The organism is Burkholderia cepacia GG4, from assembly GCF_000292915.1.
Classification (GTDB): Bacteria; Pseudomonadota; Gammaproteobacteria; order Burkholderiales; family Burkholderiaceae; genus Burkholderia; species Burkholderia cepacia_D.
Genome location: NC_018513.1, coordinates 3,149,818 through 3,161,736, shown reverse-complemented (window position 1 = coordinate 3,161,736; position 11,919 = coordinate 3,149,818). Strand labels below are relative to the sequence as shown.

The following is an 11,919-nucleotide window of genomic DNA, read 5'->3' as shown; positions in this document are numbered from 1 at the left end:
GTATCGTGGCTCCGCTCATGTGCCGAGGCGGCGCGCGAGCGCCCAGCGGTAGCCGTCGAGATCCTCGACCTGCGCGAAGCGGTCGCCCCAGAACTGGTCCTGGGGCACGCTCAGCGATTTCGCGCCCGCGTCGAGCGCGCGCTGCCAGGTTGTGTCGACGTCGTCGACATACAGATAAAACGACTGCGGGGCGGTTGCGTCCGCACGCTTTGGCGTGAGCGCGGTCGAGCCGAACGCGCCTTCGGGCGCGAACATCACGATCAGCTGGCCACGGTAGACCATCTCGACGTGCATGATCGCGCCGTCCTCGTCGAGGACGTCGCGCAATTCGAAGCCGAATGCGGCCTGGAAGAACTCGATGGCCGCGTGCGCATTGCGCACGGCCAGATAAGGCGTCAACCAAGGCACGTTGGCCGGACGTGGATCGGTCATGAAAATCTCCTGTGGAACAGTGTTGGCGCTTTGACGGCGACGCCGGTCCCGTGCCTGGCGGTCGAGCAGGGGGCGCCGGGGCGCCTGGCGGGTAGGTCGGCGCGCCGCCTGCATCGTTGCGGGCCTGCGCGTCGCAGGCCGATCGCGGGAGAAGTCGCGATGAACCAGCAGAACGATGCGGCTGCCCGGAAGCTCAGCGGCGAACGCCCAGTGTATCGCGCAGCGCGCGCGGCAGGGCAAAAAGGGCCGCATGGAGTCGCGCATCGTAGTAGCGCAATCCCTGCACGTGGCGGGCGACGAGGCGTTCGTCGATGTCGTGCGCGAACAGCGCGGCCGCATCGAGCGTGTCGCTCGCGATTGCCATCAGCCATTGGGAGCCGTAAAGCGGCACGTGCGCGGACAGCGGATCGACGACCGCGAAGCTCGCGCGCAGGTCGTCCAGCAGCGCGGCGATGCGCGACGCGTGGAACACGGGCGAGCCGAGATGCATCGAGATCGCGCCGCACGGCGTGAGGATCCGCTTGAGCCGCGCGTAGAACTCGCGCGTATAGAGGCCGGCGGCCGGCGAATCGGGCGGCGTGAGGTCGAACACGACGAGATCGAAATGCTCGACGGTCGACGCGACGAAATGCCCGGCGTCGCCGATCACGACTTCGACGCGCGGGTCGTCGAGCGCACCCTGGTGCACGTCGTCGAGATAGCGGCGCGCCATGCCGACCACTTCGTCGTCGAGTTCCGCGACGACGATCCGCTCGATGCACGCGTGCTTGAGCAACTGGCGCGCGGCGCCGCCGTCGCCGCCGCCGAGCACGAGCACCTTGCGCGGGCACGGATGCGCGAGCGCGGCCGGGTGCGTCATGCACTCGTGGTACACGTATTCGTCGCCGACCGACGTCATCGGCCGGCCGTCCAGTGTAAACAGGCGGCCGAGCTGTGGGGTTTCCCAGACCTCGATGTGCTGGTGCGGCGACGCGACGTGCGCGAGCCGCCGTGCGTTCGGGAAGCCGTAGGCGGCGTCGGGCGTGGGATGGAAGAGAAGAGTTGTGCTCACGGTTAGGCCGCTCGGGGCGGGCAGTTCCGACGTCTGAATTATAGGAGGCGTGCGGTTCAGCGGAAAAGCGTGCCGGAACACCGCGCGACGACAAGGGAAATGTCAGCCCATCTGTTAAAATGACGAGCTTTGCAGCCCCGTCCGTAGGCTCCGTCCGCTTCGCGTCCGTCAGGCGCCGCACCGCGCGCCGGGAACGATTGACGCTCGAGCTTCCGGATGCCGCCGTGCCCCCGTTTCCTCGACTCGTTCTCCGGACTCGACATGACGACTTCGTCTCCCGCCTCCACCACCCTGATGGCCAACGCGATCCGTGCGCTCGCGATGGACGCCGTCCAGCAAGCGAACTCCGGTCACCCCGGCATGCCGATGGGCATGGCCGAAATCGGCGTTGCGCTCTGGTCGCGCCACCTGAAGCACAACCCGACGAACCCGCACTGGGCAGACCGCGACCGCTTCGTGCTGTCGAACGGCCATGGCTCGATGCTGCTGTACTCGCTGCTGCACCTGACCGGCTACGACCTGCCGATGGAAGAGCTGAAGAACTTCCGCCAGCTGCACTCGAAGACCCCGGGCCACCCGGAATACGGGATCACGCCGGGCGTCGAGACGACCACCGGCCCGCTCGGCCAGGGTCTGGCGAACGCGGTCGGCATGGCGCTCGGCGAAGCGCTGATGGCCGACGAGTTCAACCGTGACGGCGCGAAGATCGTCGATCACCACACATACGTGTTCCTCGGCGACGGCTGCCTGATGGAAGGCATCTCGCACGAAGCCTGCTCGCTCGCGGGCACGCTGAAGCTGAACAAGCTGATCGCGCTGTACGACGACAACGGCATCTCGATCGACGGCGACGTCGTGAACTGGTTCCACGACGACACCCCGAAGCGCTTCGAGGCATACGGCTGGAACGTGATCCCGAACGTGAACGGCCATGACGTCGACGCGGTCGACGCGGCGATCGCGAAGGCGAAGCTGTCGGACAAGCCGACGCTGATCTGCTGCAAGACGGTGATCGGCAAGGGCGCGGCGACCAAGGCCGGCGGCCACGACGTGCACGGCGCGGCGCTCGGCGCGGAAGAAATCGCGAAGACGCGCGCGGCGCTCGGCTGGACCTGGGAGCCGTTCGTGATTCCGCAGGAAGTCTACGCGGCATGGGATGCGAAGGAAGCCGGCAAGCGCGCTGAAACCGAATGGGACGCGACGTTCGCGGCCTATCGCGCCAAGTTCCCGGCAGAAGCCGCTGAATTCGAGCGCCGGATGGCCAACCAGCTGCCGGCCGACTGGGCCGAGAAGGCTGCGGCGATCATCGCCGGCGCGAACGAGCGCGGCGAGACGGTGGCGACCCGCAAGGCGTCGCAGCAGGCGATCGAAGGCCTCGCCGCCGCACTGCCGGAACTGCTCGGCGGCTCGGCCGACCTGACCGGTTCGAACCTGACCAACTGGAAGGCATCGAAGGCGGTGCGCGCGAATCCGGAAGGCGCGGGCGTGCTGCTCGGCAACCACATCAACTACGGCGTGCGCGAATTCGGCATGAGCGCCGCGATCAACGGCCTCGCGCTGCACGGCGGCCACAAGCCGTTCGGCGGCACGTTCCTGACGTTCTCCGACTACAGCCGCAACGCGCTGCGCGTCGCGGCGCTGATGAAGGTCCCGTCGATCTTCGTGTTCACGCACGATTCGATCGGCCTCGGCGAAGACGGCCCGACGCACCAGTCGATCGAGCACGTGTCGAGCCTGCGCCTGATCCCGAACCACGACGTGTGGCGTCCGGCCGACACGGTCGAGACGGCCGTCGCGTGGACCCACGCGGTGGCAGCCGACCGTCCGTCGAGCCTGATCTTCAGCCGCCAGAACCTCGCGTTCAACCCGCGTACCGATGCGCAGATCGCCAACATCGAGAAGGGCGGCTACGTGCTGAAGGACTGGGACGAAGAAATCGTCGCGCGCAAGATCATCCTGATCGCGACGGGTTCGGAAGTCGAGCTCGCGATGAAGGCCATCGAGCCGCTCGCGCAGCAGGGCATCGCGGCCCGCGTCGTGTCGATGCCGTCGACCAACGTGTTCGACCGCCAGGACGCCGAATACCGCGAACGCGTGCTGCCGCACGGCGTGCGCCGCGTCGCGATCGAAGCGGGCGTGACCGCGTTCTGGCACAAGTACGTCGGCCTCGAAGGCGGCGTCGTCGGGATCGACACGTTCGGCGAATCGGCCCCGGCCGGCGTGCTGTTCAAGTACTTCGGCTTCACCGTCGAGCACGTCGTCGAGACCGCGAAGGCCGTGCTGGCCTAAAAGCATTCGCGACGCGCGCCACCCCTCGCGCGCGTCGCACCGTGAAGCTGCACGAAACGAATTTTTTCAGCCATCAGGAGATAGACCATGACGATCCGCGTCGCAATCAACGGCTACGGCCGTATCGGCCGCAACACGCTGCGCGCGTTCTATGAAAACGGCAAGAAGCACGATCTCGAGATCGTCGCGATCAACGACCTGGGCGATGCGAAGACCAACGCGCACCTGACCCAGTACGACACCGCACACGGCAAGTTCCCGGGCGAAGTGTCGGTCGACGGCGACTACCTCGTCGTGAACGGCGACAAGATCCGCGTGCTGGCCAACCGCAACCCGGCAGAACTGCCGTGGGGCGAGCTCGGCGTCGACGTCGTGATGGAATGCACGGGCTTCTTCACGACGAAGGAAAAGGCGAGCGCGCACCTGAAGGGCGGTGCGAAGAAGGTGATCATCTCGGCGCCGGGCGGCAAGGACGTCGACGCAACGATCGTCTACGGCGTGAACCACAACGTGCTGAAGGCCGAGCACACCGTCATCTCGAACGCATCGTGCACGACGAACTGCCTCGCGCCGCTCGTCAAGCCGCTGAACGACAAGATCGGCCTCGAAACCGGCCTGATGACGACGATCCACGCGTACACGAACGACCAGGTGCTGACGGACGTCTATCACGAAGACCTGCGCCGCGCGCGTTCGGCCACGCACAGCCAGATCCCGACGAAGACCGGCGCTGCATCGGCTGTCGGCCTGGTGCTGCCGGAACTGAACGGCAAGCTCGACGGCTACGCGATCCGCGTCCCGACGATCAACGTGTCGGTCGTCGACCTGTCGTTCATCGCCAAGCGCGACACGACGGTCGAGGAAGTCAACGCGATCATGAAGGAAGCATCGGAAGGCGCGCTGAAGGGCATCCTCGGCTACAACGACGCACCGCTGGTGTCGATCGACTTCAACCACAACCCGGCTTCGTCGACGTTCGACGCAACGCTGACCAAGGTGTCGGGCCGCCTCGTCAAGGTGTCGAGCTGGTACGACAACGAGTGGGGTTTCTCGAACCGCATGCTGGATACGGCAGTCGCATTCGCGAACGCGAAGTAATCCCGCACGTTGCGCGGCCGCCGCGAGGCGGCCGGCGCAGCGATCGAGCCCGGCCCGGTCTTCCGGCCGGGCTTTTTTATCGTCCGGCGCGCGCGGTCACCTGTTCGACCGCGTCGACGAATGCGCGCTTCAGCGGGCTGTCGAGGTCGGTCCATGCAAGGCCGATGCCGGTGCGGTGGCCGGCCAGGTCGAGCGGCCGCGCGAGTACGTTCGGCGGCAGGGCGCTCGCGGCTTCCGCCGGGATCAGTCCGATGCCCATGCCGGCCGCGACGAGCGCGAGCATCGTCGTGAATTCCCCGAACTCCTGCGCGATCTCGAGCGTCGTGCCCGCGCGGCTCAGCGCGAGCAGCATGTCGTCGTGAAAACCGGGCGCATAGCGGCGCGCAAGCACGAACGCAGGCTGGCCGCGCAACGCGGCCGGCGCGATCGCGTCGTGCGCGGCGAGCGGATGGTCGAGCGGCAGCGCGACGACGAAGCCTTCCTCGAGCACCACGCGCGTGTCGATGCCCGCATACGCGGCCGGCAGCCGGATCATCCCGAAATCGATCCGCCGGTCGCGCAGCGCGGCGATCTGGTCGGGGGTCGGCAGGTCCTTCAGTTCGAGCGTGATCAGCGGATAGCGCTCGCGCATCGTGCGCAGCACGGCCGGCAGCAGCGCCGGCAGCACCGACGACACGAACGCGATGCGCAGCGCGCCGATCTCGCCGCGGCTCGACAGCCGTGCCATCTGCTCCGCGCGCGCGGCCTGCTGCAGCGTGGCTCGCGCTTCGGGCAGGAACACGCGCCCCGTATCGCTAAGTTCGACCTTGTGCCGGTCGCGCTCGAACAGGCGCGCACCGAGTTCTTCCTCGAGGGCCTTGATCTGCATGCTCAGCGCGGGCTGCACGATGAACAGGCGCTGCGCGGCGCGCCCGAAATGCAGTTCTTCCGCGAGCGTGACGAAGGCGCGCAATTGCTTGAGTTCCATGGTCGGTAGGCACCCGTGGGCGGTAATCATATTTCATGATAACCGGATCAAAAACAACCATTGGCGCGGGGCCCGGCCGCCAGCCGAAGATAGTGTCAACGCGAGACCGGCCGCGATGGGCAGCCGGCTCCCTTGGCACGAGGAGACATCCATGACCAACGCGCTTGAACGGTTCCGCCTCGACGGCCGCCGCGCACTGATTACCGGTTCCGGACGCGGCATCGGACTGACGCTCGCCCGCGGGCTGGCGGAAGCCGGCGCGGCGATCGTCATCAACGATCGGAATGAGGAGAAGGCCGCGACGCTCGCGCGCCATTTCCGCGAGGAAGGCTTCGCGGCCGACCACGCGGTGTTCGACGTCACCGAACACGCGCAGGTGCGCGCGGCGATCGACGACTTCGAGGCGCGCGTCGGCGCGATCGACATCCTCGTGAACAACGCCGGCATCCAGCGCCGCGCGCCGCTCGACGCATTCGACCCGGACGACTGGCACGCGCTGATGCGCGTGAATCTCGACGGCGTGTTCAACGTCGCGCAGGCGGTGGCGCGCCACATGATCGCGCGTGGCCGCGGCAAGATCATCAACATCTGTTCGGTGCAGAGCGAGCTCGCGCGGCCGACGATCGCGCCGTATGCGGCGACGAAGGGCGCGGTGCGGATGCTGACGAAAGGGATGTGCGCCGACTGGGCGCGCCACGGCATCCAGGCGAACGGCCTCGCGCCCGGCTATTTCGAGACCGAACTGAATCGCGCGCTGGTCGATGACGCGGCGTTTTCGGACTGGCTGTGCAAGCGCACGCCGGCCGGCCGCTGGGGGCGCGTCGACGAATTGTGCGGCGCGGCGATCTTCCTCGCGTCGGCCGCATCCGATTTCGTGAACGGCCAGACGCTGTTCGTCGACGGCGGGCTCACCAGCGCCGTCTGAGCAGCGGCGCTTGCGCCGTGCGCGCAGCACCGTTGCGCCGGCTAACGCCGGCATCCGAATTCCCAGAAGAGCCCGCCGCATGAGCGGGCCGATGTCCCGGCGCGCATCGCGCCGGGTTCCGGAATGGAAGGCAGGAGACAGGAGACAACGATGGATCGCACTTCCCCGCCGCCCGCGCGGCACGATGCAATGCCCGGCACGCCGGCTGACGCGGTCGAGCGTCGCGGCGTCGACACGAAGCAGCTCAACCGCGCGGCATGGACCTGCTCGCTCGGCAGCGCGCTCGAATACTACGATTTCGCGCTGTACACGCTTGCGTCGGCGCTGGTCTTCGGACCGCTGTTCTTTCCCGCGCAGACCGCCGAGATGCGGCTGATCGCGAGCTTCGGCACCTACTTCGTCGGCTTCGCGGTGCGCCCGCTCGGCGGCGTCGTGTTCGGCGTGCTCGGCGACCGGATCGGCCGCAAGTTCGTGCTGACCGCGACCGTGCTGCTGATGGGCGTCGCGAGCACGCTGATCGGCGTGCTGCCGACTTATGCAACGGCCGGCTACTGGGCGCCCGCGCTGCTGGTGCTGCTGCGCATCCTGCAGGGCCTCGGCGCAGGCGCGGAGCAGGCCGGCGCAGCGGTGCTGATGACCGAATACGCACCGCCCGGCAAGCGCGGCTTCTACGCGTCGCTGCCGTTTCTCGGGATCCAGCTCGGCACGGTGCTCGCGGCGGCCGTCTATTTCCTGCTGCTCGCGAACATCGACCGCGTCACCGACGGCTGGGGCTGGCGCGTGCCGTTCCTGTTCAGCGCGGTGATCGTCGCGGTCGGGATCTACATGCGGGTCCGGCTGCACGAGTCGCCGACCTTCGTGCGGCTCGAGAAGCGCGCGCAGCTGTCGGCGAATCCGTTGAAGAGCGCGGTTCAGCATTCGAAGCGCTCGCTGCTGATCGGCATCGGCCTGCGGATGGCCGAGAACGGCGGCTCGTCGATCTACCAGGCGCTCGCGGTCAGCTATCTCGCCGGCGTGATCGGGATGAAGGGGCCGATCGGCGCGCTCGCGCTGGTGTGCGCGGCGACCGTCGGCGCGTGCACGGTGCCGCTGGCGGGCCGGTTGAGCGACCGCTTCGGCCGCGTGCGCGTGTACCGCACGTTCGCATGGCTGCAGCTCGCGCTCGCGTTTCCGGTGTGGTGGATCTTCAGCCAGGGGAACGTGGTCGCGAGCGTGATCGCGATCTCGGTCGCGCAGGGCTTTGCGAACTGGGGGATGCTCGGCGCGCAGGCCGCGCTGCTGCCCGAGCTGTTCGGCGCGCGCCATCGCTACATGGGCGTGTCGTTCTCGCGCGAAGTGTCGGCCGTGCTCGCGGGCGGGATCGCACCGCTGATCGGCGCAACGATCATCGCGACCGTGATCGCGCTGCACGGCGGCGACCACGCGGCGGGCGTGCATGCATGGGTGCCGATCGCCGCCTACCTGGTGGTGCTGACGCTGATCACGCTGTTCACCACCGCGCGGATGCCGGAAACGCTGAACCGCGATCTCGACGATCCGCTCGACGCCGCGCAGGAGCAGCCGGCCGCGGACGCCGAAACGCTGGCGCGGCATGCATGAACGAACGGGCCGGGCGGCCGACGCGGCCCGGTCCGTTCGAATTCCAACTCTTTTCGACAGGAGCGCGCAGATGGCGCACGAATCGACCCGGCGGCCCGAGCTGCTGATGACGGGCCCCTACCAGCCGTGGGACGACGCATGGCTGTCGACCGGCTATGACGTCCACCGGCTGTGGGAGGCCGCCGACCGCGCGGCGTTCCTCGCCGAACACGGCGCCGGCGTGCGCGCGATCGCGACGCGCGGCGACCTCGGTGCCGATGCAACGCTGATCGCCGCGCTGCCGCGACTCGAGATCATCTCGTGCTACGGCGTCGGCACCGATGGGATCGATCTCGCGGCCGCACGCGAGCGCGGCATCCGCGTGACCAATACGCCCGACGTGCTGACCGGCGACGTCGCCGATCTCGGCGTCGGCCTCACGCTCGCGCTGCTGCGCCGGATCGGCGCCGGCGACGCGTACGTGCGCTCCGGCGCGTGGTCCGACGGCGACATGCCGCTCGTCACGCGCCTGTACGGCAAGCGCGTCGGCATCGTCGGCTTCGGCCGGATCGGTTCGACGCTCGCGCGCCGGCTGTCGGGCTTCGACGTCGAGCTCGGCTACTTCGACGTCGCGCCGCGCGCGGACAGCCAGCACCGCTTCTTCGGCCGCCTGGGCGAACTGGCCGGCTGGTGCGACGTGCTGATCGTCACGCTCGCGGGCGGCGCGTCGACCCGCCACCTCGTCGACGCGGCCGTGCTCGACGCGCTCGGCCCGCGCGGCTATCTGGTGAACGTGTCGCGCGGCACGACCGTCGACGAGCCCGCGCTGCTCGACGCGCTCGAACGCGGCACGATCGCCGGTGCGGCGCTCGACGTATTCTGGAACGAGCCGCGCATCGACCCGCGTTTCCTCGCGTTGCCGAACGTGCTGCTGCAGCCGCATCATGCGAGCGGCACCGTCGAGACGCGCCAGGCGATGGGCTGGCTCGTGCGCGACAACCTCGCCGCGCACTTCGCCGGCGAACCGCTGCTCACGCCGGTCGTCTGAGGAGGCTGCGATGCGTATGCGCTGCATGTGTCTCGTGATCCACGGGCCGAACGACCTGCGGCTCGAAGAGCAGGACGCGGGCGAGATCGGCCCGGGCGAGGTGCGCGTCGATGTCGCGATGGGCGGCATCTGCGGCTCCGACCTGCATTACTTCCGGCACGGCGGGTTCGGCGCGATCCGGCTACAGCAGCCGATGGTGCTCGGCCATGAAGTGGCCGGCACGGTGGCGGCGGTCGCACCGGACGTGACGTCGGTGAAGGTCGGCGATCGCGTCGCGGTCAATCCGAGCCGCCCGTGCGGCGCGTGCCGCTACTGCCTCGAGGGGCTGCCGAACCAGTGCCTCGACATGCGCTTCTACGGCAGCGCGATGCGCATGCCGCACGTGCAGGGCGCGTTTCGCAACGCGCTCGTGTGCGACGCGGCGCAGTGCGTGAAGGTGGCCGATCACGTGCCGCTGTCGCTCGCGGCGCTTGCCGAGCCGTTCGCGGTCGGGCTGCACGCGGTATCGCGCGCGGGGCCGCTGATCGGCCGGCGCGTGCTCGTGTCGGGGTGCGGGCCGATCGGCGTGCTGGCGGTCGCGGCGGCGCGGGTGCACGGCGCGGCGGAGATCGTCGCGACCGACGTGGTCGATGCGCCGCTCGAGGTGGCGCGTGCGCTCGGCGCCGACCACACGATCAACGCGGCGACCGACACCGGCTGGGTTGCGCGCTACGGGGCTGACAAGGGCACGTTCGACGTGATGATCGAGTGTTCCGGCAATGCGCGCGCGCTGCGCGACGGCCTCGACGTGATGCGGCCGCGCGGCGTCGTCGTGCAGCTCGGGCTCGGCGGCGACGTCAGCCTGCCGCAGAACGTCGTGGTCGCGAAGGAACTGTCGATCTGCGGATCATTCCGCTTCCATGCGGAATTCGCGCTCGCGGTGCAACTGATCAATGCGGGGCGCGTCGACCTGCGCCCGGCCGTGACGGGCGTGTTCCCGATGCGCGACGCTAACCAGGCGTTCGAGCTGGCCGGCGACCGGCAGCGCGCGATGAAGGTGCTGATCGATTTCGCGGGCGAGGGCGAGTGATCGTGCGTCGCCGATAGCACGACGCCGTCGATGCAAAAAAAAGGCACGCCCGCGGTTCGCGGAGCGTGCCTTTTTCATGGGCCGGAGCGACAGCCGGTTATTGCGTGACCTGCCGCACGCCCACCCGCTGCGAGGCGAGCCACAGCGCGATCAGCACGCCGGACAGCGCCGCACCGGCGATGCACACGCCGCGCCAGCCGTCGATGCCGTACGCGACGCTCGCCGCGAACGACCCGAATGCGCCGCCGATGAAGTAGCTGGTCAGGTAGATCGTTGTCACGCGGCTGCGTGCGTTGCCGGCGAGCGCATAGATCACGCTCTGGTTCGAGATGTGCATGCCCTGCACGCCGACGTCGAGCAGCAGGATGCCCGCGATCAGCGTGACGAGCGAATGCGCGCCGGTCGCGATCAGCGCGAACGACGCGAGCACCGCGGCCGCGAACAGCCCGGTCGCCGCATTGCCGTGGCCGCGATCGACGAGCCGGCCGGCCGACGTGGCCGCGAGCGCGCCCACCGCGCCGACGATCCCGAACAGGCCGATCTGCCCTTCGGAATAGCCGTACGGCGGCTGGCTCAGCAGGAACGTGAGGCCGGTCCACAGCAGGCTGAAGCACGCGAACACGAGCGCGCCGTAGGCCGAGCGCAGCGCGATCAGCGGCTGCGCACGCAGCAGCGCGACGAGCGACTTCATCAGCGCCGCGTAATCGAGCCGCGCGTGGCGGCGATCCTTCGGCAGCTTGACCGCGAGCACGCCGGTCAGCGCGAGGATCATCACCGCGGCGACGCCGTACACCGCGCGCCAGCCGAATCCGTCGGCGATCGCACCGGCCGCGACGCGCGCGAGCAGGATGCCGAGCAGCAACCCGCTCATCACCGTGCCGACCGCGCGGCCGCGCGTGCGCGCGTCGGCGAGCGACGCGGCGAACGGCACGAGCAGCTGCGTCGAGCAGGTGACGAAGCCGAGCGCGACGTTCGCGACGACGAACATCGTGAAGTTCGTGCTGAACGCCACCGCCACCAGCGCGACGACGTTGAGCACGAGCAGCCGCACGATCAGCGTGTGGCGGTTGACCGCGTCGCCGAGCGGCACGATCAGCAGCAGGCTCGCCGCAAAGCCGAGCTGCGTCAGCGTGACGAGATAGCCGAGTTCGGCGGGCGGGCGGCCGAAGCTGTGCGCGATCGCCGCGAGCAGCGGCTGGGCGTAATAGATGTTGCCGATGACGATCCCGCACGCGCAGGCGAACAGCAGCGTCATGGCGCGGGTCAGCGGAGGATGATTGTCTTGATGCGGTTCCATGGTGGCGAATGAACAGCGGCGCCGGCCGGCGGCATGAGCCGTTGGCTGCGCCGGGTTGCGGAAATCGGGGCCGGCGTCAACGGATCGGCGATGAACCGGTGCGCGCCGGGCGGAGCGTGGCCGGCGCCTGGATGATGCGGCGGCGGATCGTCGTGCGGCGGGCGA

The 11,919-nt window shown here is 68.9% G+C and carries 10 protein-coding genes; 6 read left to right on the top strand and 4 right to left on the bottom strand.

Features of this window, described 5'->3' with window-relative positions; translation table 11 throughout:
* Positions 1 to 15: 15 nt before the first annotated feature.
* The gene (locus GEM_RS14355; RefSeq protein ID WP_014898114.1) at positions 16 to 432 is read right to left on the bottom strand and encodes a VOC family protein; all 417 of its coding nucleotides are present in this window, start codon (positions 430 to 432) and stop codon (positions 16 to 18) included.
* Positions 433 to 625: 193 nt separating this feature from the next.
* The gene (gene speE / locus GEM_RS14350; protein WP_041490557.1) at positions 626 to 1,483 is read right to left on the bottom strand and encodes a polyamine aminopropyltransferase; all 858 of its coding nucleotides are present in this window, start codon (positions 1,481 to 1,483) and stop codon (positions 626 to 628) included.
* 216 nt (positions 1,484 to 1,699) lie between these two features.
* On the opposite strand from speE, the gene tkt reads away from it, so the two are divergent.
* Together tkt and gap are read left to right on the top strand one after the other, a co-directional pair.
* Complete coding sequence (tkt, locus tag GEM_RS14345; RefSeq protein WP_014898112.1) at positions 1,700 to 3,772, top strand: transketolase; 2,073 nt, start codon at positions 1,700 to 1,702, stop codon at positions 3,770 to 3,772.
* An 87-nt stretch (positions 3,773 to 3,859) separates the two neighbouring features.
* Positions 3,860 to 4,870, top strand: a complete 1,011-nt coding sequence (gap, locus tag GEM_RS14340) for a type I glyceraldehyde-3-phosphate dehydrogenase (RefSeq protein WP_014898111.1) — start codon at positions 3,860 to 3,862, stop codon at positions 4,868 to 4,870.
* A gap of 76 nt (positions 4,871 to 4,946) precedes the next feature.
* On the opposite strand, the gene GEM_RS14335 is transcribed toward gap, so the two are convergent.
* Positions 4,947 to 5,837 carry a LysR substrate-binding domain-containing protein gene (locus tag GEM_RS14335; RefSeq protein WP_014898110.1) on the bottom strand — a complete coding sequence of 297 codons (891 nt, stop codon included), beginning with the start codon at positions 5,835 to 5,837 and terminating at the stop codon, positions 4,947 to 4,949.
* Between the two features lie 151 nt (positions 5,838 to 5,988).
* Between GEM_RS14335 and GEM_RS14330 the strand changes: the two genes are divergently transcribed.
* From GEM_RS14330 to GEM_RS14315, 4 genes are all read left to right on the top strand, one after another.
* Positions 5,989 to 6,762 (top strand): SDR family NAD(P)-dependent oxidoreductase, encoded by a 774-nt coding sequence (locus tag GEM_RS14330; RefSeq protein ID WP_014898109.1) that lies wholly within the window; start codon positions 5,989 to 5,991, stop codon positions 6,760 to 6,762.
* Between the two features lie 150 nt (positions 6,763 to 6,912).
* Positions 6,913 to 8,361 (top strand): MFS transporter, encoded by a 1,449-nt coding sequence (locus GEM_RS14325; RefSeq protein WP_014898108.1) that lies wholly within the window; start codon positions 6,913 to 6,915, stop codon positions 8,359 to 8,361.
* 70 nt (positions 8,362 to 8,431) lie between these two features.
* Positions 8,432 to 9,388: a 2-hydroxyacid dehydrogenase gene (locus tag GEM_RS14320; protein WP_014898107.1), complete on the top strand. Its 957-nt coding sequence runs from the start codon at positions 8,432 to 8,434 to the stop codon at positions 9,386 to 9,388.
* Positions 9,389 to 9,398: 10 nt separating this feature from the next.
* Positions 9,399 to 10,457: an L-idonate 5-dehydrogenase gene (locus GEM_RS14315; RefSeq protein ID WP_014898106.1), complete on the top strand. Its 1,059-nt coding sequence runs from the start codon at positions 9,399 to 9,401 to the stop codon at positions 10,455 to 10,457.
* A gap of 97 nt (positions 10,458 to 10,554) precedes the next feature.
* On the opposite strand, the gene GEM_RS14310 is transcribed toward GEM_RS14315, so the two are convergent.
* Positions 10,555 to 11,754 (bottom strand): MFS transporter, encoded by a 1,200-nt coding sequence (locus tag GEM_RS14310; protein WP_041490556.1) that lies wholly within the window; start codon positions 11,752 to 11,754, stop codon positions 10,555 to 10,557.
* Between the last annotated feature and the right edge of the window lie 165 nt (positions 11,755 to 11,919).

Excerpts from the sequence above, each read along its gene's own strand:
- GEM_RS14355 (WP_014898114.1), bottom strand. The coding sequence starts at position 432 with ATGACCGATCCACGTCCGGCCAACGTGCCTTGGTTGACGCCTTATCTG.
- tkt (WP_014898112.1), top strand. The coding sequence starts at position 1,700 with ATGCCGCCGTGCCCCCGTTTCCTCGACTCGTTCTCCGGACTCGACATG.
- gap (WP_014898111.1), top strand. The coding sequence starts at position 3,860 with ATGACGATCCGCGTCGCAATCAACGGCTACGGCCGTATCGGCCGCAAC.
- GEM_RS14335 (WP_014898110.1), bottom strand. The coding sequence starts at position 5,837 with ATGGAACTCAAGCAATTGCGCGCCTTCGTCACGCTCGCGGAAGAACTG.
- GEM_RS14330 (WP_014898109.1), top strand. The coding sequence starts at position 5,989 with ATGACCAACGCGCTTGAACGGTTCCGCCTCGACGGCCGCCGCGCACTG.
- GEM_RS14325 (WP_014898108.1), top strand. The coding sequence starts at position 6,913 with ATGGATCGCACTTCCCCGCCGCCCGCGCGGCACGATGCAATGCCCGGC.
- GEM_RS14320 (WP_014898107.1), top strand. The coding sequence starts at position 8,432 with ATGGCGCACGAATCGACCCGGCGGCCCGAGCTGCTGATGACGGGCCCC.
- GEM_RS14315 (WP_014898106.1), top strand. The coding sequence starts at position 9,399 with ATGCGTATGCGCTGCATGTGTCTCGTGATCCACGGGCCGAACGACCTG.
- GEM_RS14310 (WP_041490556.1), bottom strand. The coding sequence starts at position 11,754 with ATGGAACCGCATCAAGACAATCATCCTCCGCTGACCCGCGCCATGACG.